Origin of the sequence: Roseovarius nubinhibens ISM, assembly GCF_000152625.1 — a bacterium.
GTDB lineage: Bacteria > Pseudomonadota > Alphaproteobacteria > Rhodobacterales > Rhodobacteraceae > Roseovarius > Roseovarius nubinhibens.
Genome location: NZ_CH724156.1, coordinates 3,075,442 through 3,099,573 on the forward strand (window position 1 = coordinate 3,075,442; position 24,132 = coordinate 3,099,573).

The window sequence follows — 24,132 nt, forward strand, 5'->3', positions numbered from 1 at the left end:
AATCAAGCCGGAAAGCGTCAGACATGGATGAGATTGCCCAGCCTGTGAAGCCCCAAGACTTTGCCATTCCCGCCGGTGTCTTTGCCGAGACGGTGACCGAGGTGCAGCATTACACCGATCACCTCTTTCGGTTTCGTATCACCCGGCCTGCGAGTTTCCGGTTCCGGTCGGGCGAGTTTGTGATGATCGGGCTGCCCAATGCGGAAAAGCCGGTGTTTCGCGCCTATTCCATCGCCAGCCCGTCCTGGGATGAGGAGATCGAGTTTTTCTCGATCAAAGTGCCCGATGGGCCGCTGACCCAGCATCTGCAGAAGCTGCGCGAGGGCGATACGGTGCTGATGCGGCGCAAGCCGACGGGGACGCTGGTCAATGATGCGCTCTTGCCGGGCAAGCGGCTCTATATGTTCTCGACCGGCACCGGGATCGCGCCTTTTGCGTCGCTCATTCGCGACCCGGAGACCTATGAGAAATTCGATGAGGTGATCCTCACCCATACCTGTCGGCAGGTGGCCGAGCTGCGCTATGGGCAGGAGTTGGTGGCGGCGCTGCAAGATGATCCCCTGGTGGGCGAGATGGCGCGGGCGCAGCTGCGGCATTATTGCTCTGTGACGCGTGAGGCGTTTCCGGTGACGGGGCGGATCACCGATCTCATGGAAAGTGGAAAGATCTTCGAGGATCTCGGCGTGGCGCCGATTGCGCCGGAGACGGATCGCGGCATGATCTGCGGCTCGATGATGATGCTGCGCGACACCAAGGCGCAGCTCGAAGCGTTCGGGCTTGAGGAGGGGGCGAATAACAAGCCCGCGACCTTTGTGGTGGAACGGGCCTTTGTAGACTAGGCTATTCCTGCGGCGGGCGCGGGTAATATTGACGGCTCAGCCAGGCGCAGAGCCCGTCGAGCCCGGGAAAGAGCACCCGTTCGGTGATGTTCGACTGGTCGAGCTTGTCGCGGATTTCCCATTTGAGTTCCGCCGGGATCACCACTTTTTGCCAGATGTTGGGATTGTCGCAGAGCCATGTGTCGAGGCCTCCGGCCTCGCCGATCTGCACCGAGAAACAGGCGTATTGGTTGACGATCCGGGCGCTGAGCGAGGGCGGTTCAAAGAAGAGGACCTGCCCGGCGGTGTTGCGCTGCGGGGCGCTGAGTTCCTCGAAACTGGCGATCTCTTCCGAGAGCATTTCATCGGTGAAGACATGCGCGCCCTGAGCCCGCAGCAGCCCCCGGAGATTGTCGGAGAGAAGGTCATGAGCGCGGTGGCTGTCGACCATCCAGATCGCACCATCGCGGTCGAATTCCTGGAAATCCCAACAGGCGAAATGGGCGGCGATGAGCGGCGAATAGGTCCAGTCCAAGAGCCGCGTCGGCAGCCCGTGGTGCTGGGCCAGCGCGATCCAGTGCCAGAAGTTCGACGGCTCATGCTCATTCGGTTCGAGATGGGAGCGGGCGTATTTCTTGAAATTGCGCAGCAGGTGTTTTTCCAGCACCACCTGCCGCCCGTCATGGCGCGAGAGCCCCGAGGATAGCGGCACATCGGCGCGGGAATGGCCGCGAAAGAGATGATGCGAGCGGTGGCGCAGCATGCGCGGGTTCCACGCATCCTCGAGCAAGACCTCCTGCAGCTCGCCCCAAGAGCCGATACGCCTTGTGCGGGCGTCCAGGACGGTTTCTATGCCGGTCGGATCGGTGGGCGAAAAGCGGTCGGTCATGACATCTCCCTCTGGGTCGGGGTGACATTCCGGTTCTGGCGTGCCGGGATTGTCATCCTTATAGAATAATCGCGTGGTAGCGCAGGAAAATCACAAAAATGTTGACTCGCGAGTACAGTCGTTCGTAGGCTAACAATAATAACAATAAAATAATCGTCTTTCCAACAGGAGACCAACCCCATGACCAAGCTTGTCTTACAGAGAGTTGCCGCCGCTGCGGTGGCGACGCTTCTCGGATCCGGGGCCGCCATGGCCGCGAGCAACATCACCCTTTGCGGCGGCAGTCCCGGCGGGCTCTGGTCGCTGTTGGGGGCGGGGCTCGACAAGGCGGTGCGCCAGATCGAGCCGGAGAGCACGGTGACCTATCAGACCTCGAGCGGCGGCTTTGCCAATATCGTGCAGCTCAAACAGGGCAAATGCGATGTGGCCATCGTCCATATCGGCGAGGTGGTGATCGCGGCGCGGGGCGACGCGCCCTTCAAAGAGCCGACCACCGGCGTGGCGGCAATCTCGCTGCTCTATGATTGGGCGCCGATGCAATGGGTGACCGACAAGGCCTTTGCCGAGGAAAACAACATTTCTTCCATCGCCGATCTTGCCGGGTTTACCGGCAAATATGATCTCGTGGTGAACCGGCGCGGCATCCTGCCGTCGATTCTGGCGGAAAAAGCGCTCGAGCTTGCGGGATCGAGCTTTGAGCAGATCGAGTCGAATGGCGGCAGCGTGCAGTTTCAGGGGTCGAAAACCGCCTCGGAAGTGATGCAGGACGGCAAGGCCGACACCTGGGTCAACGCCACTTTCGTCGGCAGCGGGTCGATCAAATCCATCGCCGAGGCGCGCGAGCTTACGCTTCTGTCGGTGCCCGATGATGTGATCGCCAAGATGCAGGAAGATTTCGGCTCCAAGGTCGTGACCATCCCGGCGGGGGCCTATGATTGGCTCGACAAAGAGGTCAAGACCTTTGGCGCGCAGGCCGCTCTGATCGCGGCGGAAGATGCCGATCCGGCCATGGTCGCGCTGCTGGCGCGGGCGATCTATGAGCACCCGGAGGAAATTCAGGGCGTTCACAAGGCGATGGGGGCGTTTGACGGCGCGCTCGGCGCGTCGATCTCGCAGTTCGGCTATCACCCGGCAGCGGCCGAAGTGATCAAGGGCGCAGGTCTCTGAGGCGGGCTCTCGCGGCGCGACGCTACCCTCGCGCCGCGAGACCATAGCCCCGGACCCCCTGACGCGATTGCTCTCCTTTTGAAAGGCGCTGGCTGGCCATGAGACCGGTATTTCTCAACATGATGTTTTCGACCGGGTGCCGGCGCAGCATTTCAGGGCCGCTCTACTGGCCGATCCGCCTCTATACGGCGCTGTTCACGATCTGGGTCCTCTGGGCCGCGACGCTGGCCCGGGTGGATGCGCTGTCGCTGACGGTGATCTTTCTGAGCCTGATCTATGTGCCGGCCTTTATCCTGATCGGGGCAGGGCGCGATTCCGACCCGGAACGATCGAGCCCCTTTGACTGGTTTCTGTCGGCTCTGGCGGCGGCGTGCGCGGTCTATTTCATCTTTCACATCCCCGAGACCGCGATGCGGATCAGCCTGCTCGACGAGCTGCGCATGGATCAGTTCATCATGGCGGGGCTGTTGATCCTGCTCACGCTCGAGATCACCCGGCGCACGGTGGGCATGTTCCTGACGCTGATCGTGATCGGGTTCATCCTCTATAACCTCTGGGGGCATCTTATCCCCGGGCAGATGGGGCATGGGCTCATCACGCTGGGCCATTTCATCGATATCAATGTCTACACGACCGATGGTCTCTTCGGGGTGCCGGTGCGGGTGGCGGCGACCTATGCCTTTCTCTTCGTGATGTTTGGAACGTTTCTCGAGAAAGCCAAGGGCGGCGAGTTCTTCTTTAACCTCGCGGCGGCGGTGTCGGGGCGGTCGGTGGGCGGCCCGGCCAAGATCGCGGTGTCGTCCTCGGCGCTGTTTGGCACGATGTCGGGCAGTCCGACCTCGGATGTGGTGGCGACCGGGTCGATCACCATCCCGATGATGCGGCGGTTGGGCTATCGGCCCGAGCTGGCGGCGGGGATCGAAGTGGCGGCCTCGACCGGGGGCAGCCTCTTACCGCCGGTGATGGGGTCGGCGGCCTTCATCATGGCCGAGCTCACCGGGATTGGCTATGGCAGCATCGTGCTCGCCGCGATCCTGCCGGCGCTTCTCTATTACCTCGGGATTTTCATTCAGGTGCATCTGCGCTCTGTCGCGCTCAACCTCGCGCCGTTGGAGCGCGACGCGGTGCCGACGCTGCGCGAGACGATGCGGCGGGGCGGGCATTTCCTGCTGCCGCTCGCAGGCCTCGTGGTGCTCTTGGTGATGGGCTATTCGCCGACCATGGTCGCGGCGTTCAGCGCGCTGGCGGTCTGGGCCGTGTCCTATCTGCGTCGCGACACGCGGCTGGGTCTGCGGGCGACGCTTGAGGCGCTGTCGGACACGGCGATACGGATGTTGGGCGTGACCGGGGCTTGCGCGGCGGCGGGGCTGGTGATCGGTGGCATCACCATGACCGGGCTTGCGTCGAAATTCTCCTTTGTGGCCTTTGCTCTGGCGGGCGACAGCGTCGTGCTGGCGCTGCTTCTGAGCGCGGCGGTGACGATCATTCTCGGGCTCGGCATGCCGACGCCCAGCGCCTATGTGCTGGCGGCGGTGCTTGTCGGGCCGACGCTGGTCAATGACTATGGGTTTCAGGAGCTGAACGCGCATCTCTTTCTGCTCTATTTCGCGGTGATGTCGGCGATGACGCCACCGGTGGCGGTGGCGGCCTATGCAGCGGCGGCGATATCGCTGGCCAATCCGTTGCGGATTGCGGTGATCGCGATGCGGTTTTCGATCGTGGCCTTTCTGGTGCCCTTCATGTTCGTGATCAACCCGCTGATGCTCAGCCCGTTTGCGAGCTTTGAGGCCTTTGCCACCAGCCTCGCAGCGGTGCTGGCCTGTAACCTCATCGCCTTTGGCAGCGAGTGGCACGGGACGGGCAGGACCGCGCCGCTGGTGCGGCTGGCCATGTTCGGCGCGGCCTTCTTGCTCGCGGTGCCGCTGCTCTGGCCCAAGCTGCTGGGCGCGGTGCTTGGCGCGGCGCTCTTGATCTATTGCCTGCGCGTGTTTCGTCAGATGAGCCCCGGCGCGGCGACCCAACCGTAACCTTTTATTTTTCGGCCCAGAGGGCCACCTGATCATCGAAAGGATCACCCAATGTTGCTGGATCTTCGCAAAATCAACCAGTTGATCGACCTCTGGCTGGATGAAGACGTGAATTACTATGACCTGACGGCCAAGATCATGGTGGATGATGATGCGGTGGCCAAGTTTGGCATGAACGCGCGCGAGCCGATCACCCTCTCGGGGATCAAGATTGCCGAGATGATCTTTCGCAAGATGGATCCGGAGTGCACCTTCGAGAGCAAGCGCCGCGATGGCGACAAGATCGACACCGGCGAGACATTCGCGGTGATCACCGGCAATGCGCAGGCGCTTTTGACGGCCGAGCGGGTGGCGCTCAACCTCGTGCAGCGGATGTGCGGGATTGCCGGGCTGACGGCGCAATATGTCCAAGAGATCGAGGGCACCAAGGCGATCCTGCTCGACAGTCGCAAGACGACCCCGGGGCTGCGCATGCTCGAGAAATACGCGGTGACCTGTGGTGGCGGGCGCAGTCACCGGCTCGGCCTCGACAATGGGATCATGCTCAAGGACAACCATATCGCGGTGGCGGGCGGCATTCGCGCCGCGGTCGAGCGGGCCAAGGCCTATGCGCCGATGCTCACCAAGATCGAAGTCGAATGTGACCGGCTCGATCAAGTGGATGAGGCGCTGGCGGCCGGGGTCGATGTGATCATGCTCGACAATATGAGCAATGATGACATGCGCGAAGCAGTCAAGATCGTCGGCGGGCGCATTCCCCTCGAATGTTCGGGCGGTGTGCGGCTCGACACGATCCGGGGCAAGGCCGAAACCGGCGTCGATTATGTCTCGGTCGGGCGGATCACCCAATCGGCCACCTGCGTTGATATCGGGCTCGATGACGTCTGAGGCGATGACCCCCAAAGGCGTGGCCACAGCGCGGGGCACGCTCTTTGTCATTGTCGGCCCAAGCGGGGTCGGCAAGGACACGTTGATCGATGGCGCGCGCGCGGCGCTCGGGCAGAGCCATTGGTTCCGCTTTGTGCGCCGGGTCATCACACGGCCCGCCGACAGCGGCGGCGAAGAGCATATCGCGATCAGCGAGGCGGATTTCGACGCGGCACTGGCGGAGGGGCGTTTCTTTCACCATTGGCGCGCCCATGGGCTTGGCTATGGCGTGCCGGCGGATGTGGCCGGGGATCTGGCGGCCGGGGTGAATGTGGTGCTCAACGGCTCGCGCGCCGAGGTGGCGGCGCTGCGCGATAAATATCCACGGACGGTGACCATTCAGGTGACGGCGTCGCGCGCGGCGGTCGAGGCTCGGCTTCGGGCGCGGGGGCGCGAGGATGAGGCGCAGATCGCCAAGCGGCTCGACCGGCTGAGCGCAACCGGGCTGGTCGAGGGCGCGCTTGAGCTGCGCAATGAAGGGCCGGTGGCCGATGGGGTCGCGGCGCTGGTCGATCTGATTGCCGGATCTTGTGATCTCTGCGCCACCGCGCAGGGGCTCGATATGGATTTCGCGATGGGGGCCGTTTGTCTCGCCCATCGCGGCAACCCGGTGGCGGCGCGGCTCTTGGCCGGGAGCACGCGGGTGGCGGTGTCCTTTGAGGGGGCGGAGGTGGTGGCCGATCTGGGCTGGAGCTCGGATAGCACTCTCGTCGGGCGTGACGCGCTGGCGCTGTCTTCGGCGGCGATGGAGAAGCTCGGGCTCGCGGGCGGAGAGTGCCTGCGCATCGCGCGTTCACCCACGCCGCAGAGCCGCGAGGTGTTACAGCGCAAGATCCGCGGCGGCACGCTTTCGGCGCCCGAAATCACCGGCTTTGTCGATGATCTGGTTAATGGACGGTTCAGCCCGCCGGAGGTCGCGGGGTTTCTGGTGACCGCCTCGACCAATCTGGCGCTCGATGAGATCATCGCCTTGACCAAGGCCCGTGCGAGCCATGCGCGGCGGCAGCGCTGGGCCGCGGATGTGGTGGTGGACAAGCATTCCATGGGCGGCATTCCGGGCAATCGGATCACCCCAATCGTCATTCCCATCGTGGCGGCACACGGGCTGACAATGCCGAAAACCTCGTCGCGGGCGATCACCTCGGCGGCGGGCACGGCGGATATGATGGAGGTCATGGCGCGGGTGGATCTCGGCCCGGAAGAGTTCCGCAAGGTGGTCGAGGCGACCGGCGGTGCAATCTGCTGGAACGGGCGGCTGACGCATTCGCCGGTCGATGATGTGATGAACGCGATCAACCGGCCACTTGGGCTCTCGTCGGCGCTGCTCGATGTGTCGTCGATCCTGTCGAAGAAGCTGGCGGCGGCGTCGAGCCATGTGCTCATCGATCTGCCGCTGGGACCGCAGGCCAAGACCCGCACAGAGGAGGAGGCGGCGCATCTCAAATCGCTCTTTGAGAGCGTGGGCGAGGGCGTCGGTCTTTCGGTGCGGGTGAATATTGCCGATGGGTCGCGGCCCATCGGGCGCGGTGTCGGCCCGCTTCTCGAAGTGATCGACGTGCTCGATGTGCTGCGCTCGGACCCGGATGCGCCACTGGATCTGGCCGAGAAGGCGGTGGATTATGCGGCGCAGATCCTCGAATGGGCGGGCGGTGTCGAGGCCGGGCAAGGGGCCGCGCGGGCGCGGGCGCTGATCGCGAGCGGCGCGGCGCTGGCCAAGCTCGAAGAGATCGCACAGCATCAGGGCGCCCATGAGTATGCGCGCAGCCCGGGCAGTTTTACCGCCCTAGTCACAGCACCTGAGGCGGGTCGCATAGCCTCGGCCGATATTCGCACCATCGCCTCTGTGGCGCGTCGGGCGGGCGCGCCGCGCGACAAGGCGGCGGGCGTCGTGGTTTTGGCGCAGGTGGGGGCGCAGGTCGACAAGGGCCAGCCCTTGCTGCGCATCCACGCCTCGAGCGGGCAGGCGCTGGCCGCCGCGCAGGAGGTTCTGGCGGGAGGTGCGATGCCCTTTGCCATCTCGCCCTGATCGGGCCGGTTGCAGCGCCGGTCCGGATGCGCCATGAAGCGGGCAAGACGCAGGTGGCGAGAGGGCGGAGACAGATGGCGAAGAGAGCATTCATTACGGCGGGTTTGGGCCAGGGGGCCCGGAACCGTTCCGCCATCCTTTGCGGGGCGCGGGCATGACCCCGGCTGCGCGCTATCAGACCGCCGCCGAAATCCTCGATGAGATCTTGGGCGGTGTGGCCGCCGAAAAGGCGCTCACCAATTGGGCGCGGCGGGCGCGGTTTGCCGGGTCCAAGGACCGGGCGGCGGTGCGCGACCATGTGTTTGACGTGCTGCGTCAGCGGCAAAGCTGTGCGGCGCGGGGTGGGCCGGATGGTCGGGGGCTCATCCTTGGGCTGCTGCGCGGTGATGGCATCGATCCCGACACGGTGTTCACAGGCGATGGCTATGGGCCGGCGGTGCTGAGCGAGGCCGAGCGTGAGGCAGGGGACGCGGGCGATGTGCTCGATCTGCCCGCATGGATCGTGGCCCCGATGCGTGAGGCGCTGGGCGAAGATTTCGACAGGACCGAACATGCCCTGCGCGAGCGTGCGCCGGTGATGCTGCGGGTCAATCTGGCCAAGAGCGATCCGGCGGCGGCGCGGGCGGCACTGGCCGATGAGGGCGTGATCGCAGAGCCGGTCGCGGGCAGCGCCACGGCGCTTGTGGTCACCGAGGGCGCGCGGCGCATTCGGCTTGGCCGGGCCTATCTCGATGGGCTGGTCGAGCTGCAGGATGGATCGAGCCAGGCGGCAGTCGCGGCGCTGGCCGGGCGGGCCCCGGCGCGGGTTCTCGACTATTGCGCCGGGGGCGGCGGCAAGAGCCTCGCGCTGGCGGCGCTCTGCTCGGCAGAGATCTATGCCCATGACGCCGATCCGGCCCGCATGTCCGACCTGCCAGAGCGCGCGGCGCGGGCCGGGGCCGACATCACGCGGCTTGATCGCGAGGAGATCGCCGGGCACGCGCCCTATGATCTGGTGATCTGTGATGTTCCCTGTTCGGGCAGCGGCACCTGGCGGCGCACCCCGGAGATGAAATGGCGGTTCTCCGAAGCCGATCTTGCGGCGCTGGTCCAAACTCAGGCGGAGATCCTCGACGAGGCCGCGGCCCATGTGGCGCCGGGGGGGTATCTCGCCTATATGACCTGTTCGATCTTGGCCGAGGAAAACGAGGCGCAGGCCGAAGGCTTTGGCGCGCGGCATCCGGGGTTTGCACTGCGGGGCACGCGGCGTTGGCCGGTATCCGCGTCGGGCGATGGATTTTTTCTGGCACAATTTGAACGTGTGTCGTAGCCTCGGGGGGATTTTACGGGCACTGCGTTCAAGTTAATCCTGATTTAATAATTTCGGCCCAGATTGGGTGGGGTACCCCACGTTTCAAAGGCCATGACGTGACAGTTTCAGACCCAAGCTTTTCGTCGCTGCGACGGCTCTCGAGCCAGCTTCGCCCGCATGCCACGCTGGTGTTTCTGGCGGCAGGGCTCTTTGCCGCGATGGCCTTTATCGTCCCCGATACCATGGCGCAGGTGACCTTGGGGCTGATTTCGATAGGGCTCTTGGTTGCGGCGACGGGCCTCTTGGCGGGGGCGTTCTTCGATCATTTCGAGCGGCGTCGGCTGCTTCGGTCGATCGAAATGGTCACGGCCCAGGATTTCGCGGCCTGTATCGTCACCGGCGCCGAAGGCGAGATCCGCTTTCGCAATGCCGCGGCAGAGCGCGAATTTCCTGCCATGCTCTCGGGCAATCTCGGTCAGCTGTTGCAGGACAGCGTGGCCAATCCCGGCACGCTCTTGTTTCGGCTCGAGGGGCGGGCGGATCGGGTGGGCGCCGCACATGAAGATGTGCTGACCCGGCGTGGTCATATCCGGATCTCGGTCCATCGCGCCGATGAGGGGCTCTATCTCTGGCGCATCGAAAAGGCGGCGGATATGGTGCCACGCCGCGCCGATCCGATGCCGCTTCCGATGATCACCGTCGGGCGTAACGACGCGGTTTTGTTCATGAATCAGGCGGCGCGCGACCTGATTGGCGAACGTGCGAGAACGCTTGATCGCATCTGTCCGCGCTTGCCGATCCGCTCGGGTCTGGTGAATGACGTGGCCACCCGCGATGGCGTCTATGGCTGTCTCGCGGTGGAGCTTGACGGCGTCGCGGGCCGGCGCGAGATTTTTCTGATCCCCGGCATTGCCGCCACCGAACGCCAGCCGGATGGCTGGGCCTTTTTCGACGAAATGCCCGTGCCCTTGCTCAAACTCTCGGCTGAGGGGATTGTGCAGCTGTCGAACCGGCCGGCGCGTGATCTTCTGGGGGCGGATCTCTGCCATGGTCGCCCGCTTGGCGAGATGCTCGAAGGGCTGGGGCGGCCGATCCGGGATTGGATCGGCGATGCGGCGGCGGGACGGGGCACGGTGCATTCCGAATTCCTCCGGGTGCGCCGCGACGATGCGGAAACCTTTGTTCAGGTGACCCTGAACCGCGCCCGCGAAGAGGGGGAAACGATCCTGATCGCGGTGATGAATGATGCGACCGAATTGAAATCTTTGGAGGCTCAGTTTGTTCAGAGCCAGAAGATGCAGGCCATTGGCCAACTGGCCAGCGGGGTGGCGCATGATTTCAACAACCTGTTGACCGCAATCACGGGTCATTGCGATCTCTTGCTGCTGCGCCATGACCAACATGACAGCGATTTCAGTGATTTGCAGCAAATCAACCAGAATGCCAATCGCGCGGCCGTTCTGGTCAACCAGCTTCTGGCCTATTCCCGCAAACAGACGCTCACCCCCGAAATCATGGATCTGCGCGACACGCTCGCGGATCTGACCCATCTGCTCAACCGGCTGGTGGGGGAACGGATCGACCTGTCGCTCAGCCATGATCCGGAACTGTGGTCGATCCGCGCTGACCGGCGACAGTTTGAACAGGTGTTGATGAACCTCGTCGTCAACGCGCGCGACGCCATGCCGGACGGCGGCGAGGTGCGCATTCGGACCGAAAATCTGGTGCTGGATAGCCCGATGATCCGCGACCGGGCGACTGTTTCGCCGGGTCGCTACGTCAAGGTTTCGGTCGAGGATGAAGGGGTTGGCATCGCACCGGAAAAGCTCCGGAAGGTGTTCGAGCCCTTCTACACGACCAAACGCGTGGGCGAGGGGACGGGGCTCGGCCTGTCGACGGTCTACGGGATCATCAAGCAAACCGGCGCGTTCATCTTTGTCGACAGTGAGCCCGGACGCGGTGCCTGTTTTTTCATGCTGTTTGCGGCCTTCGATCGCGAGATACGCCCGCAGGTCGAACGGTTTGCCCCGCTCGAGCTCGGCGCGCCGGTGGAAGGCTGTGTGCTGCTTGTCGAGGATGAGGCGCCGGTTCGGGCCTTTGCGTCGCGGGCGATGCAGCTGCGCGGTCTGACCGTGGTCGAGGCCGAATCGGCGGAAGAGGCGCTCGAACTCCTAGCGGATGAAGACCTTGCCGTGGATGTCTTTGTCACCGATGTGGTGATGCCGGGCATGGATGGCCCGAGCTGGGTGCGCAAGGCGCTTGAGCAGCGGCCAGATGTGCGCACGATCTTCATGTCCGGATATGCGCAGGAAGACTTCTCGGATGCGCGCAGCGCCATCCCCAGATCAACCTTCCTGTCGAAACCTTTTTCCCTCACGGAACTGACCGAGGCGGTGCAACAGCAGATCGTGAATGAAGCAGGCTCAGGAACCGAAGAGAGGCCGCTTCCTTAGCGCTAGACGCCGCTAACTCGGGACGGAGTCAACCGACGGAGCCGATCTCCGGTGGGGTATAGGCCCCATCGGCTCCGATACTGTCATAGAGGATAAAATCGGCGGCTGCCTTGCGACGGAGGCGCGTCGTCACCTCGTCGGATAGGCATAGCTCCTGTGGAGCGGAAATGTTTCTGTGCTCGGGAGAGACCGGTCGACCGAACCGAGTTCTGAGAAAGGCTTGCAGCCCCTCCTGATCTTCATAGCGGAAGAGACGGGTCACTTGTGTGCCGTTCTTCTGGGGTTCCATGAATTTGGCCTGGCTGCCGACATTGGCGAAGGCGGGTTTCTTCCCCTGAAGATAGGCGAGGACAAAATCGTCAAAGCTGATCCGCCGCGTGGAGTTCTTGTGCCCTTCAAGCTCAGGGCGCTGGCGATAGCGATACCAGCTTCCGAGCCAGGCGATCGGCTCCCGCATGACGGCGATCACCTCGAGATCAGAGCCGATGAATTTCTCCAGAGCAGGCCGAAAAAAGCGATTGTAGCGAAAAACCGGCGCGTGTTTGAGCTCGGGTGGATCGGAAATCACCATGGAAGCGAAGGGGGCCAGTGCTGCCTGATAGGCGGTGCTGCCGGTTTTGGGCACCGAGAGAAACACGAGTTTTTGCTTGGCAAAGACCATCATCTGAGAAGCTGCTCCGGCTGCTGGCCCGGGAAAGGCGCAAATTAATCAAGTTTTAATCGGTTTAGAAGAAACTCGAGCTGCAAACAATTGTCTTGAAATGTTCTCATTTTGTGCTCATAAGGGGTGAGAACAGCACGCGAACAAAGCATAGATTGCCGCCCGTCCCTGGGTGTGGAATAAGAAAGGCAACGCAATGGCAACGGCAGATTTACTTTCCATGGACAGCAAGCGTAACCCCGACAAGCAAAAGGCGCTGGACAGCGCCCTGGCGCAGATCGAGCGGCAATTTGGCAAGGGCTCGATCATGAAGCTCGGGGCCGACAACCCGGTTCAGGAGATCGAGGCCACCTCGACCGGCTCGCTCGGGCTCGACATCGCGCTCGGGATCGGCGGCCTGCCCAAGGGGCGGATCATCGAAATTTACGGGCCCGAAAGCTCGGGCAAAACCACGCTGACACTGCATTGCGTGGCCGAAGAGCAGAAAAAAGGCGGCGTTTGCGCCTTTGTCGACGCGGAACATGCGCTCGACCCGATCTATGCGCGGAAACTTGGCGTCGATCTCGATGAATTGCTGATCTCGCAGCCCGACACCGGGGAACAGGCGCTCGAGATTGTCGATACGCTCGTCCGCTCGGGCGCGGTGAGCATGGTTGTGGTCGACTCGGTTGCGGCGCTGACGCCGAAATCCGAGCTTGAAGGTGACATGGGCGACAGCAATGTCGGCGTGCAGGCGCGGCTCATGAGCCAGGCGATGCGCAAGCTGACCGGCTCGATCAGCCGGTCGAAATGCACGGTGATCTTCATCAACCAGATCCGCATGAAAATCGGCGTTATGTTCGGCAGCCCCGAGACCACGACGGGCGGCAATGCGCTCAAATTCTACAGCTCGGTTCGGCTCGACATTCGTCGCATCGGCGCGCTCAAGGATCGTGACGAGGTGGTCGGCAACGCGACCCGCGTCAAGGTCGTCAAAAACAAGGTCGCGCCGCCCTTCAAGCAGGTGGAATTCGACATCATGTATGGCGAAGGTATCTCGAAAATGGGCGAGCTGCTCGATCTCGGGGTCAAGGCCGGGGTGGTCGAGAAATCCGGCAGCTGGTTCAGCTATGGCGACGAGCGGATCGGGCAGGGGCGTGAGAACGCCAAGACCTTCCTGAAGGAAAACAGCGCCATTGCGCTGGCCATCGAGGATAAAATTCGCGCGGCCCATGGGCTCGAATTCGACATGCCCGAGATCGAGAAACAGGGTGACGAGGACGACATCCTCGAAGGCTGAGCCCAGCTGCGGCGCAGTCGTCGCCGACAAACCATCAGACCCGGCCCGCATTTTGCGTGGGGCCGGGTTTTTCTTGCGGTGGACAGCATGGCGCGGGGCCGTTAAATCACCTTGACGCCCTGCGTATTTGACCCGCGAAAGAGAGCCCCATGCCGACGCTGAACGAAATCCGCTCGACCTTCCTCAATTTCTACGAGCGCAATGATCACCAGATTGTCGAGAGTTCGCCGCTCGTGCCGCGCAACGACCCGACCTTGATGTTCACCAACTCGGGCATGGTGCAGTTCAAGAACCTCTTTACCGGGGTCGAGACGCGCGATTACAGCCGCGCGACCACCAGCCAGAAATGCGTGCGTGCCGGCGGCAAGCACAATGATCTCGACAATGTCGGCTATACCGCGCGGCACCATACCTTCTTTGAAATGCTCGGCAATTTTAGCTTTGGCGACTATTTCAAGGAACAGGCGATCCCCTATGCTTGGGATTTGCTGACCAAGGATTTCGGGCTCAACAAGGACAAGCTTCTGGTCACGGTCTATCACACCGATGACGAGGCGGCGGAGATCTGGAAGAAATACGCGGGCCTGAGCGATGATCGGATCATCCGTATCGCGACGGATGACAATTTCTGGTCGATGGGCCCGACCGGGCCTTGTGGTCCGTGCACCGAGATTTTCTATGACCATGGTCCCGAAATCTGGGGTGGCCCTCCGGGTAGCCCGGAAGAGGATGGCGACCGGTTCATCGAGATCTGGAACCTCGTTTTCATGCAGAACGAACGGTTCGAAGACGGCACGATGCGCGAGCTCGACATGCAGTCGATCGACACTGGCATGGGGCTCGAACGGATTGGCGCGCTCTTGCAGGGCAAGCATGACAATTACGACACGGATCTGATGCGCAGCCTGATCGAGGCGAGCGCCCATGTCACGAGCCAAGACCCCGACGGGCCTGGCAATATTCATCACCGGGTCATCGCCGACCATCTGCGGTCGAGCGCGTTTTTGATTGCCGATGGGGTCATGCCCTCGAACGAGGGGCGCGGCTATGTGGTGCGGCGGATCATGCGCCGCGCGATGCGTCACGCGCATCTTCTGGGGGCGAAAGACCCGGTCATGCATCAGCTGGTGCCGGCGCTTGTCACGCAAATGGGGCAGGCGTTTCCGGAATTGGGCCGGGCGCAGAGCCTCATCCAAGAGACGCTCAAGCTCGAAGAGACGCGGTTCAAGCAGACGCTCGACCGGGGGCTTCGCCTGCTCGACGACGAGCTGGGCGGGCTGCCCGAGGGGGCGGCGCTGCCAGGGCAGACGGCGTTCAAGCTCTATGACACCTATGGTTTCCCGCTCGACCTGACGCAGGATGCGCTGCGTGAAAAGGGCCGCGAAGTCGATGTATCGGGCTTTGACGAGGCCATGGCCGAGCAAAAGGCCAAGGCGCGGGCGGCTTGGTCCGGCTCGGGCGAGGCGGCGGATGCGACCATCTGGTTCGATATTGCAGAGAGCCACGGCACCACGGATTTCCTCGGCTATGACACCGAGACCGCCGAAGGTCAGATCGTGGCGCTCGTCGCGGACGGGGCCGAGGTCAAGAGCGCGGGTAAGGGCGACAGCGTTCAGATCATCCTCAACCAGACGCCCTTCTATGCGGAATCGGGCGGTCAGGTGGGCGACACCGGTGTGATCCGCAGCGCCGAGGGCGCGGCCAAGATCACCGACACGCGCAAGGTGGCCGGCGTCTTCATCCATATCGGCGAAGTGACCGAGGGCAAGCTCGTGGCCGGAGCGGCGGCGCAGCTCGAGGTGGATCACACGCGGCGCACGGCCATTCGTGCCAATCACTCGGCCACGCATTTGCTGCACGAAGCGCTGCGCAATGCGCTGGGCGATCATGTGGCACAGCGTGGCTCGCTCAATGCCGAGGACCGGCTGCGCTTTGACTTTAGCCACAGCAAGGCGATGAGCGCGGACGAGCTCGACCAGGTGGCGCGCGAGGTCAATGAGTACATCCGTCAGAACACAAGGGTCGAAACCCGGATCATGACGCCGGATGATGCGCGTGACATCGGGGCGCAGGCGCTCTTTGGCGAGAAATACGGCGACGAGGTGCGTGTCGTGTCGATGGGGTCGCTCGACGGGTCGGGCAAGGGGCTCGACGGGACGACCTATTCGATCGAGCTCTGCGGCGGCACCCATGTGCGCCAGACCGGCGATATTGGCATGTTCGTGATCCTTGGCGACAGCGCCAGCAGTTCGGGCGTGCGCCGGATTGAGGCGCTGACCGGTGACGCGGCGCGGGGCTATCTCGCGGCGCAGGACGCGCGCGTTGCATCGCTCACCGGGGAAATGCGGTGCAAGCCTGAAGATCTGGTCGCGCGTGTGCGCGGGCTTCTCGATGAGCGCAAGGCGCTGACCAATGAGGTGGCTCAGCTGCGGCGTGAGCTGGCCATGGCGGGCGGTTCGGGCGGCGCGGCCTCCGATGATCTGCGTGAGATCAACGGTGTGAAACTGCATGCCCAAGTGCTGAGCGGCGTGTCCGGCAAGGATTTGCCTGCGCTGATCGACGAGCATAAGTCGCGGCTTGGGTCGGGCGCGGTGTTGCTGATCGCCGATACCGGCGGCAAGGTCGCCGTCGCGGCGGGGGTCACGGATGACTTGACCGAGCGCCTCTCTGCGGTCGAAATGGTGCGCGCAGCGGCGCCCGCGCTGGGCGGCAAGGGCGGTGGTGGCCGGGCCGACATGGCCCAGGGCGGCGGCGCCGATGCCTCGAAAGCGGATGAAGCGATTGCGGCCGTTGAAACTTTGATCGAAGGGGTCTGATATGCCTGCCTTGTGGATTGCCCATGTGACTGTCACCGACGAAGAGGCCTATGGCAAATACGCGGCCCTCGCGGGGCCCGCGATCGCCAAGCACGGCGGCAAGTTCATCGCCCGCGCCGGTCGCTATGTGCAGCTTGAGGGCAAGGACCGGCCGCGCAATGTGGTGGCCCAGTTCGACAGCGTCGAGGCCGCCGAGGCGTGCTATCATTCGCCCGAGTATCAAGAGGCGCTGGGCCATGCGCGCAACGCCTCTGAGCGCGAGCTTTTGATCGTCGAAACGAGCGAATAACCCAATGTCGGTGCTGCGCGAATTGCTGCGCAGCCATCGGGGCGATGGCCGGGTCGATTGGATCGGTCTGCGGCCCGAACGGCTCGCCCCGGTTCAGTCGGTGACGCGGGCGGAGATCACTGAAAAGGGCCTCGTGGGCGACCATGGGCGGCCGGGGAAACGTGCGCTGACCCTCATTCAGGCCGAGCATCTGCCTGCGATTGCAGCGCTCTGCGGAGCCGGGGAGCTGTCCCCTGAAATGCTGCGCCGCAATATCGTGGTGTCGGGGATCAACCTCATGGCGTTGCGCCATAATCAGATCCGTATCGGCAGTGCTTTGATCGAATTTACCGTGCCCTGCGCGCCCTGTTCGAGGATGGAAAAAGCCTTGGGAACAGGGGGCTATAACGCGATGCGCGGGCATGGCGGCTGGTGCGCCACGGTGATCGAGCCGGGCCATGTGGCCCTGGGCGATCCGGTGCGGCCCGAGGACCGGGCCGACACCTGATTTAAGTCGCCAAGCTTAGGCCGTTTTGGCCATCCGCTTGCGCTCGTGGGGGTCGAGATAGCGCTTGCGCAGACGGATCGCATTGGGCGTCACTTCGACCAGCTCGTCATCATTGATATAGGCGATGGCCTCTTCGAGGCTGAGCGTGATCGGCGTGGTCAGGCGCACCGCTTCGTCGGTGCCCGAGGCCCGCACGTTGGTGAGCTTCTTGCCCTTGAGCGGGTTCACTTCGAGATCGTTCTCACGGCTGTGCTCGCCGATGATCATGCCGGTGTAGACCTTGGCCTGCGCGCCGATGAACATCTTGCCGCGATCTTCGAGGTTCCACAGCGCATAGGCCACCGCCTCGCCGTTTTCCATCGAGATCAGCACGCCTGCACGACGGCCGGGGATCGAACCTTTGTGCTCGGTCCAGCCGTGGAACACGCGGTTGAGAACCCCGGTGCCACGCGTGTCGGTGAGGAATTCGCCATGATAGCCGATGAGCCCGCGCGACGGCACATGTGCGATGATCCGCGTCTTGCCCGCGCCCGCCGGTTTCATCTCGACCAGCTCGCCCTTGCGCGCGCCTGTGAGCTTTTCGATCACCGCGCCGGAATATTCGTCATCGACGTCGATGGTGGCCTCTTCGACCGGTTCCATCCGCTTGCCGTCGACGTCCTTCATGATCACCTGCGGGCGCGAGATCGACAGTTCGAACCCTTCGCGGCGCATGTTTTCGATGAGAACGCCCATCTGCAATTCGCCACGGCCAGACACTTCGAAGGCCTCGCCGCCGGGGGTGTCGGCGATCTTGATCGCGACGTTGCTCTCGGCCTCTTTGTGGAGGCGTTCGCGGATCACCCGGCTTTGGACCTTTTTGCCGTCACGACCGGCCAGCGGGCTGTCGTTGATGCCGAAGGTCACGGTGATGGTGGGCGGATCGATGGGCTGTGCTTCGAGCGGCTCGTCGACCGCCAGCGCGCAGATCGTGTCGGCCACGGTGGCCTTGGCCATGCCCGCGATGGTCACGATATCGCCTGCGACGGCCTCTTCGATGTCCTGGGTTTGCAGACCGCGGAAGGCTTGGATCTTGGTCACGCGGAACTGTTCGATTTTCTGGCCGACGCGGCTCAGCGCCTGCACGGTGGCGCCGACCTTGAGGCGGCCGCTTTCGACGCGGCCGGTGAGCTGACGGCCGACGAAAGTGTCAGAGCCGAGCGTGGTCGCCAGCATGCGGAAATCTTCGCCGGCACGCGCCACCTGGCGCGGGGCGGGGACGTGGTTGACGATGAGATCAAACAGCGCGGTCAGGTCCTTGCGTGGGCCGTCGAGCTCGTGATCGGCCCAGCCGTTGCGGCCCGAGGCATACATATGCGGGAAGTCGAGCTGATCATCATCGGCGCCGAGGCTTGCGAAGAGATCGAAACATTCGTCCAGCGCACGATCCGGCTCGGCGTCGGGCTTGTCGACCTTGTTGAGGACCACGATGGGGCGCAGCCCGAGGGCGAGCGCCTTGGAGGTCACGAATTTCGTCTGCGGCATCGGGCCTTCGGCGGCATCGACCAGCAGAACAACGCCGTCGACCATGCTCAGGATCCGTTCGACTTCACCGCCGAAATCGGCGTGGCCGGGGGTGTCGACGATGTTGACGCGCTTGCCCTTCCATTCCACCGAGGTGGGTTTGGCAAAGATGGTGATGCCACGTTCGCGTTCGAGGTCGTTGCTGTCCATGGCGCGTTCGTCGACGGCCTGGTTGGCACGGAAGGCACCGGATTGTTTCAGCAGCTCGTCGACAAGGGTGGTCTTGCCATGGTCGACGTGGGCGATGATCGCAATATTGCGCAGGTCCATTCTCGGTGTCTCTCGTTTATCGGGTTTACCGCGCCCTATACGGGGTCGCGCCGAAAGGCCAGAGGCAAAAGCGTAGAAGGCCCGCGTGTGAGCAGATATGTGGGCTCTATGCGGCGGATTTGTGCGCCTGCGCCGGTTTTGAAGTGGTCGAGCCCTTGATTTGCTGGGGTGGAGGGGCCGAGGTTGAGATGGGTGACCTGGGTGGCGGAATAGTGGGTCATGGCGGTCCAGAGGAGGAGATTGTGGGCGCAGGCGTGGCGGCCTGCGGGGCTGGACCAGCCGAGATGATAGCTCGCCATACTGCCGTGGCGCAAAAAGAGCATATAGGCCAAGGGGTTGGATGGATCTCCGGCGAGGAAAAGCCGTGTGGCACCCGGCGCGGCGCGGGCCCAGGCGAGGGTGAACGCCGTGGGCAGGGCGCGGTAGCCGCGCTGGCGGCGTTGCGAAATTTCGAGATCCAGCAAGGGTTTATCGCGCAAAGGGTCAAGCGCGCGGTGGTGGATGGGCAGGGTGTCGCGGGCGGCGCGGCGCATCCGGTTGCGCCATTTTCCCTGCATGGCGGCAAGCATCACATCACCATCTGATGAGAGCGGCAGGATATGCTCAGACCCCGGTTGGGTGAGCCGATATGCGCCCGAGAGCGGCAGATCATCGGGCTGATCGGGGGCGATGAGCCAGAGGGTCAGGGGCGAAAAACGCGACATCAGTTTTACGACTGCATCACGTCGGTATTGCGACGGTGCGTCTTTTGGCGCGTCTTGGAGCCAAAACGGACCCCTTGCGAGCCAGTGAAGACGCAAGGGCCCGAGCCGCCGTTCGACCCATTGCGCGTGGCCAAGAGGCGACGCTGCGTCAGGACCGAGCCACGCCTCACCAACAGAGCGCCCCATCGCGGAGAGCGCGCGGCCATAGAGCGGGTGCTGCTGCAAGGGCAGGGGGTAGGGATCAAGAAAATGGCGGCGATGCATCTGCATGGCCGCCATTCAATCCTGTCACGGTAAATCGCGCGTTAACCTGCGTCGATCAGCCGGTGCGAAAAACCTTTAGAAGGGGATTTCATCATCCATGTCGCGCGAGGGGGCACCGCCGCCCTGATTGCTGCCGCCGCCACCTTGGCCGCCACCGTAATCGCCGCCATAGCCGCCACCGCCGGCCTGATCGCCGCCATAGCCGCCGCCACCGTAGCCGCCGCTGCTGCCGCCCGAGCCGCCGCCTTCGCCGCGCCCGTCGAGCATGGTCAGGGTCGAGCCGAAGCCCTGCAGCACGACCTCGGTCGAATAGCGGTCCTGACCGCTTTGGTCCTGCCATTTGCGGGTCTGAAGCTGACCCTCGATATAGACCTTGGAGCCTTTGCGCAGAAACTGTTCGGCGACGCGCACCAGACCTTCGTTGAAGATCGCCACCGAATGCCATTCGGTACGCTCGCGGCGTTCGCCGGTGTTGCGGTCCTTCCAGGTTTCCGACGTGGCGATGCGCAGGTTGCACACCTTGCCGCCGTTCTGGAATGTCCGAACCTCGGGATCGCGCCCCAGATTGCCGATGAGTATGACTTTGTTAACCGAACCGGCCATGGCTGCTCTCCCGAATCCTGATGAGTGATGCCGGTGTTACATCACCGTGCAAAAGTGAAGGAAAGCCTAAAACACCCCTAAAATTACTTCAACCGTGCAAGATGCCGCCGAAGCGGGTTGCGGGGGTGGCAAAAAAACATTGGAACCTGTATGTTAAGAGCCGAGTTGGGGAACGGGACAATTTAGCCAGATGAAGAGACTGTTTTCAGCCGCAGTTGCGGGGGCGCTGTTTTTATCCGCGCCAGTGTCCGCCGAAGTTCTGTCGACGAAGAACCGTCAGAAATCTTTCAGCATTCAGACCAAGGTTCTCGATAACCGCGCGGCGTCGCAATATAAGGCGTCGGTCCGGCTCAAGCCGCAGAAGGTGGAAACACCGACCAAATGGGGCAGCGGCAAATCCTTCTCGGGCACCTATTCCGGTGCCTACAAAGGGCAGTATCTGACCATCGCCAAACAGGCCGCCGCGCGCCATGGCGTGCCGGAACATCTCTTCTTGCGGCTGGTGCAGCAGGAGAGCGGCTGGAAGCCCACGGCGCTGTCGCATAAGGGCGCGATCGGTCTGGCGCAGCTGATGCCGGGGACGGCGCGGGTGCTGCGGGTCGATCCGCATGATCCGGCGCAGAACCTCGAGGGCGGCGCGCGCTATCTGGCGCAGCAATATCGCAAGTTCGGCTCGTGGCGTCTGGCGCTCGCGGCCTATAATGCGGGCCCGGCGGCGGTGACGAAATATGGCGGGGTGCCGCCCTATAAGGAAACCCAGAATTACGTGCGGGTGATCTGGGGCAGCTAAGCCGCCTGCCAAGCCGCCTGCCGCAATCCTCAAATTACCAATATGACCGCCCGCCGCCCGGGATCAGGCGGCGCGGGCCGCCTTGCGCAGGCTGCTCGGGCTGTGGGTCGTGTGGTGTTGGATGAAGCGCGAGAAATAGGCGGCGCTGCCAAAACCGAGAGATGCGGCGATTTGGGTGATCGGCAGATCGCCATCCTCAAGGGCCACGCGGGCCGCGTGCAATTTGCGCCGCACCAGCATATCGGCGGCGGTCATGCCGGCGCTCTGGCGGCAGGTGCGGGTGAGATGGGTCGGGGTCACGCCCAAATCGGCCGCATAATCCGCCATCACCCGGGGCAGGTGGTAGTCGCGCTCGATGAGCGCCGCATAGGCGGTGACCAGCCGTTGCGAGGCCTTGGGCCGGGCGGTGTTGTCATGGTCGATCATCGCGCGGCGCAGCCAAACCGTCATCAGCTGGGCATGGGCGGCGAGTGCTTCGTCGGCGAAGGGCAGGTTGTGATGGGTTTCACGCTGCATCCGGTCGATGAGCGCGGTGAGCTCGGTCTGGTTCTGGACCTCGAGAATGCGCAGGATCTGGGCATTGTCCGGCATCAGGATCGGGCTCTGGGCCGCGACAGAGACCACCCAGCCGAAACATTGCGCCCCGGGTTCGAGGGCAAAGCCGCTGCCCGCCGGGATGACGACGGCATTATGCGCGCCAAGCCCGCGCTGCACCCCTTCGAGCGTGATGCGGGCCTGTCCCTTGGTGATCCAGAGGAGATTATGGGTTTTGCTGCTATGGGGCAGGGAGAGCCGCCAGCCGCCGCCCGCGCCCCATTGCGCGAGGGTCAGGAGCCGGACCTTGGGGCTGGGGAGGTCGGTGCCGAGCGTGGCGGTGTCGAGCGGATGAAGCTCGGCTGCGTCGGTGGGAATGGGCTGATGCTCTGCCATGGTGCCCCCTGTGGACATGTTTGTTTTGGTGTGAGACTCGCATCTCACCCCGATCATGTCACCTAATTTTGTCGAAAATTGTAAATAATGCGTTAATTGCAGGGCAGCCAGATCCAGCCCTGCATATGCTTGCGGAACCAGGTGCGCTGACGCTTGGCATATTGCCGGGTGATGGTGATCGACCGCTCGCGCGCCTCATCGAGCGTCATGTCGCCGCGCAAGTAGGCCACGAGTTCCGGCCCGCCATGGGCGCGCGACGAGGGGTGCGTCGGGTCGAACCCGTCGAGATTGGCCCGCGCCTCGTCGAGCGCGCCGGCCTCGAGCATGAGATCGAACCGCGCCTCGATGCGCGGCGTGAGCCAGGGTTTCGGCGCGTCGAGCACGAGGCAGGTGGCGGCGCTCTCGGGCAGCAGGGGGGCTGCCGTTTCGCGCTGCCACGACAGGAGCCCGCGCCCGGTGGCCTGCAGCACCTCCCAGGCGCGCTGCACCCGCATCGGATTATAGGGGTCGATGGCGGCGCGGGTCTCGTCGTCGAGCTCGGCGAGCATCGCCTCGCGCCCCGCGGTTTCAAGCAGTGCCGTGCCGCGCGCCCGGATTTCGGGATCGGTGGGCGGGATCTGCGCCAGCCCTTCGGTCAGGGCGCGGAAATAGAGCCCGGTGCCGCCGATGATGATGGCGCGCTCCGAGCCTGCGAGGATTTCGGCCACTTCGCGCAGCCAATGGCCGGTGGAATACTCGGCCCCGCGCGGCACGTGACCATAAAGCAGATGCGGCGCGCGTGCTTCGTCCTCGGGCGAGGGGCGGGCCGAGAGAATGCGCCAGTTTTCATAGACCTGCATGCTGTCGGCATTGACGATCACGCCGCCCTGATCCTCGGCGATGCGCAGCGCGAGGGCGGATTTTCCGCTGGCGGTGGGACCGGCGATCAGCACCGGTTTATGGCGGTCGATGTCAGGCAGGGCGATCATGGGCAGGGCAATACGACAGTTTCCACGGCGAGGCGAGGCGTCAGGATGCAATTCTTTGCAGGGCGCGGCAATCGGCGATTGAACTTGCCCGGTATTTACGACATTTTGCGCGCGACCTCTACATAGCCAAGAATGGAGCGCGGCCATGCCCGTCAGCGACACCCCCGCCACAACATACAACCGCGTCATGTTGAAGATTTCGGGGGAGGCGTTAATGGGCGATACGGGCTTTGGGCTGCACCCGCCGACGGTCGAACGGATCGCACGCGAAGTGAAGATCGTCCACGATATGGGTGTCGAGATCTGCATGGTCATCGGCGGCGGCAATATCTTTCGCGGCCTGTCGGGCAGCGCCCAGGGGATGGAGCGCACCACGGCCGATTACATGGGCATGCTGGCCACGGTGATGAACGCGCTGGCGATGCAGAGCGCGCTGGAAAAGCTCGGGGTGTTCTGCCGGGTGATCAGCGCCATTCGCATGGATGAGGTGGCCGAGCCCTATATCCGCCGTCGCGCGGTGCGCCACCTTGAAAAGAAGCGGGTCTGCATCTTTGCGGCGGGCACCGGCAACCCCTATTTCACCACCGACACTGCGGCGACGCTGCGGGCCAATGAAATGGCCTGTCAGGCGATCCTCAAGGGCACCAAGGTCGACGGGGTCTATGACAAGGACCCGGTGACCAATGCGGATGCCGTGCGCTTTGACACGGTGACCTATGACGAGGTGCTGGCCAAGCATCTCAAGGTGATGGACGCGAGCGCCATCGCGCTGGCGCGGGACAACAACCTGCCGATCATCGTCTTTTCGCTGGACGAGCCGGGCGGGTTCAAGGGCATTCTGGCGGGCGAGGGCACCTATACCAAGGTGCATGGCTGAGCGCGCCAGAGCGCGTGGCAAAACCCCGGCAAA

General features: G+C 63.6%; 20 protein-coding genes. 13 read left to right on the plus strand and 7 right to left on the minus strand.

All coding sequences use genetic code 11. The features are described from left to right. Nucleotides 1-23: 23 nt before the first annotated feature. A complete protein-coding gene (locus ISM_RS14750) occupies nt 24-839 on the plus strand; it encodes a ferredoxin--NADP reductase (RefSeq protein ID WP_009814991.1) in 816 nt (271 codons plus the stop codon). A gap of 1 nt (nt 840) precedes the next feature. On the opposite strand, the gene ISM_RS14755 is transcribed toward ISM_RS14750, so the two are convergent. Continuing rightward, nucleotides 841-1,707: an FRG domain-containing protein gene (locus tag ISM_RS14755; protein ID WP_009814992.1), complete on the minus strand. Its 867-nt coding sequence runs from the start codon at nt 1,705-1,707 to the stop codon at nt 841-843. Nucleotides 1,708-1,887: 180 nt separating this feature from the next. Between ISM_RS14755 and ISM_RS14760 the strand changes: the two genes are divergently transcribed. The 6 genes from ISM_RS14760 (at nt 1,888) to ISM_RS14785 (ending at nt 11,598) form a co-directional block, all read left to right on the plus strand. Next, the gene (locus tag ISM_RS14760) at nt 1,888-2,874 is read left to right on the plus strand and encodes a TAXI family TRAP transporter solute-binding subunit (protein ID WP_040618114.1); all 987 of its coding nucleotides are present in this window, start codon (nt 1,888-1,890) and stop codon (nt 2,872-2,874) included. Between the two features lie 98 nt (nt 2,875-2,972). Next, complete coding sequence (locus tag ISM_RS14765; protein WP_009814994.1) at nt 2,973-4,901, plus strand: TRAP transporter permease; 1,929 nt, start codon at nt 2,973-2,975, stop codon at nt 4,899-4,901. Nucleotides 4,902-4,952: 51 nt separating this feature from the next. Further along, nucleotides 4,953-5,789, plus strand: a complete 837-nt coding sequence (gene nadC / locus ISM_RS14770; RefSeq protein ID WP_009814995.1) for a carboxylating nicotinate-nucleotide diphosphorylase — start codon at nt 4,953-4,955, stop codon at nt 5,787-5,789. 4 nt (nt 5,790-5,793) lie between these two features. Then, on the plus strand, nt 5,794-7,854 hold the full coding sequence (gene phnN, locus ISM_RS14775) for a phosphonate metabolism protein/1,5-bisphosphokinase (PRPP-forming) PhnN (RefSeq protein ID WP_009814996.1): 2,061 nt from the start codon (nt 5,794-5,796) through the stop codon (nt 7,852-7,854). A gap of 154 nt (nt 7,855-8,008) precedes the next feature. After that, nucleotides 8,009-9,163 (plus strand): RsmB/NOP family class I SAM-dependent RNA methyltransferase, encoded by a 1,155-nt coding sequence (locus ISM_RS14780; RefSeq protein ID WP_009814997.1) that lies wholly within the window; start codon nt 8,009-8,011, stop codon nt 9,161-9,163. A 200-nt stretch (nt 9,164-9,363) separates the two neighbouring features. Next, nucleotides 9,364-11,598, plus strand: coding sequence for an ATP-binding response regulator (locus tag ISM_RS14785; RefSeq protein WP_083780966.1), 2,235 nt, complete (start codon nt 9,364-9,366; stop codon nt 11,596-11,598). A gap of 28 nt (nt 11,599-11,626) precedes the next feature. Here the strand turns inward: ISM_RS14785 and ISM_RS14790 are convergent, their stop codons facing one another. Beyond that, nucleotides 11,627-12,262: a gamma-glutamyl kinase gene (locus tag ISM_RS14790; protein WP_009814999.1), complete on the minus strand. Its 636-nt coding sequence runs from the start codon at nt 12,260-12,262 to the stop codon at nt 11,627-11,629. Nucleotides 12,263-12,455: 193 nt separating this feature from the next. Between ISM_RS14790 and recA the strand changes: the two genes are divergently transcribed. The 4 genes from recA (at nt 12,456) to ISM_RS14810 (ending at nt 17,130) form a co-directional block, all read left to right on the plus strand. Beyond that, a complete protein-coding gene (recA, locus tag ISM_RS14795) occupies nt 12,456-13,538 on the plus strand; it encodes a recombinase RecA (protein WP_040618115.1) in 1,083 nt (360 codons plus the stop codon). Nucleotides 13,539-13,687: 149 nt separating this feature from the next. Then, nucleotides 13,688-16,354, plus strand: a complete 2,667-nt coding sequence (gene alaS / locus ISM_RS14800; protein ID WP_009815002.1) for an alanine--tRNA ligase — start codon at nt 13,688-13,690, stop codon at nt 16,352-16,354. 1 nt (nt 16,355) lies between these two features. Beyond that, nucleotides 16,356-16,643, plus strand: coding sequence for a DUF1330 domain-containing protein (locus tag ISM_RS14805; protein ID WP_009815003.1), 288 nt, complete (start codon nt 16,356-16,358; stop codon nt 16,641-16,643). Between the two features lie 4 nt (nt 16,644-16,647). Further along, nucleotides 16,648-17,130 carry an MOSC domain-containing protein gene (locus ISM_RS14810; protein ID WP_009815004.1) on the plus strand — a complete coding sequence of 161 codons (483 nt, stop codon included), beginning with the start codon at nt 16,648-16,650 and terminating at the stop codon, nt 17,128-17,130. Between the two features lie 15 nt (nt 17,131-17,145). On the opposite strand, the gene typA is transcribed toward ISM_RS14810, so the two are convergent. From typA to ISM_RS14825, 3 genes are all read right to left on the minus strand, one after another. Continuing rightward, nucleotides 17,146-18,963: a translational GTPase TypA gene (gene typA / locus ISM_RS14815; protein WP_009815005.1), complete on the minus strand. Its 1,818-nt coding sequence runs from the start codon at nt 18,961-18,963 to the stop codon at nt 17,146-17,148. A gap of 35 nt (nt 18,964-18,998) precedes the next feature. Continuing rightward, nucleotides 18,999-19,667 carry a GNAT family N-acetyltransferase gene (locus ISM_RS14820; protein WP_009815006.1) on the minus strand — a complete coding sequence of 223 codons (669 nt, stop codon included), beginning with the start codon at nt 19,665-19,667 and terminating at the stop codon, nt 18,999-19,001. Nucleotides 19,668-20,006: 339 nt separating this feature from the next. Beyond that, the gene (locus ISM_RS14825) at nt 20,007-20,534 is read right to left on the minus strand and encodes a single-stranded DNA-binding protein (RefSeq protein WP_009815007.1); all 528 of its coding nucleotides are present in this window, start codon (nt 20,532-20,534) and stop codon (nt 20,007-20,009) included. Nucleotides 20,535-20,724: 190 nt separating this feature from the next. Between ISM_RS14825 and ISM_RS14830 the strand changes: the two genes are divergently transcribed. Continuing rightward, complete coding sequence (locus tag ISM_RS14830; protein WP_040618116.1) at nt 20,725-21,324, plus strand: lytic transglycosylase domain-containing protein; 600 nt, start codon at nt 20,725-20,727, stop codon at nt 21,322-21,324. Nucleotides 21,325-21,387: 63 nt separating this feature from the next. Here ISM_RS14830 and ISM_RS14835 read toward each other — a convergent pair whose 3' ends face one another. After that, nucleotides 21,388-22,254 (minus strand): AraC family transcriptional regulator, encoded by an 867-nt coding sequence (locus ISM_RS14835; protein WP_009815009.1) that lies wholly within the window; start codon nt 22,252-22,254, stop codon nt 21,388-21,390. A gap of 92 nt (nt 22,255-22,346) precedes the next feature. After that, nucleotides 22,347-23,222 (minus strand): tRNA (adenosine(37)-N6)-dimethylallyltransferase MiaA, encoded by an 876-nt coding sequence (gene miaA / locus ISM_RS14840; RefSeq protein WP_009815010.1) that lies wholly within the window; start codon nt 23,220-23,222, stop codon nt 22,347-22,349. 145 nt (nt 23,223-23,367) lie between these two features. On the opposite strand from miaA, the gene pyrH reads away from it, so the two are divergent. Beyond that, nucleotides 23,368-24,099, plus strand: a complete 732-nt coding sequence (pyrH, locus tag ISM_RS14845; RefSeq protein WP_040618117.1) for a UMP kinase — start codon at nt 23,368-23,370, stop codon at nt 24,097-24,099. Nucleotides 24,100-24,132 lie beyond the last annotated feature (33 nt).

What these genes read in the sequence shown, in the direction of transcription:
- typA (WP_009815005.1), bottom strand. Translation starts at nt 18,963, where the DNA reads ATGGACCTGCGCAATATTGCGATCATCGCCCACGTCGACCATGGCAAG.
- ISM_RS14810 (WP_009815004.1), top strand. Translation starts at nt 16,648, where the DNA reads ATGTCGGTGCTGCGCGAATTGCTGCGCAGCCATCGGGGCGATGGCCGG.
- ISM_RS14805 (WP_009815003.1), top strand. Translation starts at nt 16,356, where the DNA reads ATGCCTGCCTTGTGGATTGCCCATGTGACTGTCACCGACGAAGAGGCC.
- nadC (WP_009814995.1), top strand. Translation starts at nt 4,953, where the DNA reads ATGTTGCTGGATCTTCGCAAAATCAACCAGTTGATCGACCTCTGGCTG.
- ISM_RS14830 (WP_040618116.1), top strand. Translation starts at nt 20,725, where the DNA reads ATGAAGAGACTGTTTTCAGCCGCAGTTGCGGGGGCGCTGTTTTTATCC.
- ISM_RS14760 (WP_040618114.1), top strand. Translation starts at nt 1,888, where the DNA reads ATGACCAAGCTTGTCTTACAGAGAGTTGCCGCCGCTGCGGTGGCGACG.
- ISM_RS14785 (WP_083780966.1), top strand. Translation starts at nt 9,364, where the DNA reads ATGGCCTTTATCGTCCCCGATACCATGGCGCAGGTGACCTTGGGGCTG.
- ISM_RS14755 (WP_009814992.1), bottom strand. Translation starts at nt 1,707, where the DNA reads ATGACCGACCGCTTTTCGCCCACCGATCCGACCGGCATAGAAACCGTC.
- phnN (WP_009814996.1), top strand. Translation starts at nt 5,794, where the DNA reads ATGACCCCCAAAGGCGTGGCCACAGCGCGGGGCACGCTCTTTGTCATT.
- ISM_RS14790 (WP_009814999.1), bottom strand. Translation starts at nt 12,262, where the DNA reads ATGATGGTCTTTGCCAAGCAAAAACTCGTGTTTCTCTCGGTGCCCAAA.
- ISM_RS14780 (WP_009814997.1), top strand. Translation starts at nt 8,009, where the DNA reads ATGACCCCGGCTGCGCGCTATCAGACCGCCGCCGAAATCCTCGATGAG.
- ISM_RS14825 (WP_009815007.1), bottom strand. Translation starts at nt 20,534, where the DNA reads ATGGCCGGTTCGGTTAACAAAGTCATACTCATCGGCAATCTGGGGCGC.
- pyrH (WP_040618117.1), top strand. Translation starts at nt 23,368, where the DNA reads ATGCCCGTCAGCGACACCCCCGCCACAACATACAACCGCGTCATGTTG.
- alaS (WP_009815002.1), top strand. Translation starts at nt 13,688, where the DNA reads ATGCCGACGCTGAACGAAATCCGCTCGACCTTCCTCAATTTCTACGAG.
- ISM_RS14750 (WP_009814991.1), top strand. Translation starts at nt 24, where the DNA reads ATGGATGAGATTGCCCAGCCTGTGAAGCCCCAAGACTTTGCCATTCCC.
- recA (WP_040618115.1), top strand. Translation starts at nt 12,456, where the DNA reads ATGGCAACGGCAGATTTACTTTCCATGGACAGCAAGCGTAACCCCGAC.
- ISM_RS14820 (WP_009815006.1), bottom strand. Translation starts at nt 19,667, where the DNA reads ATGTCGCGTTTTTCGCCCCTGACCCTCTGGCTCATCGCCCCCGATCAG.
- miaA (WP_009815010.1), bottom strand. Translation starts at nt 23,222, where the DNA reads ATGATCGCCCTGCCTGACATCGACCGCCATAAACCGGTGCTGATCGCC.
- ISM_RS14765 (WP_009814994.1), top strand. Translation starts at nt 2,973, where the DNA reads ATGAGACCGGTATTTCTCAACATGATGTTTTCGACCGGGTGCCGGCGC.
- ISM_RS14835 (WP_009815009.1), bottom strand. Translation starts at nt 22,254, where the DNA reads ATGGCAGAGCATCAGCCCATTCCCACCGACGCAGCCGAGCTTCATCCG.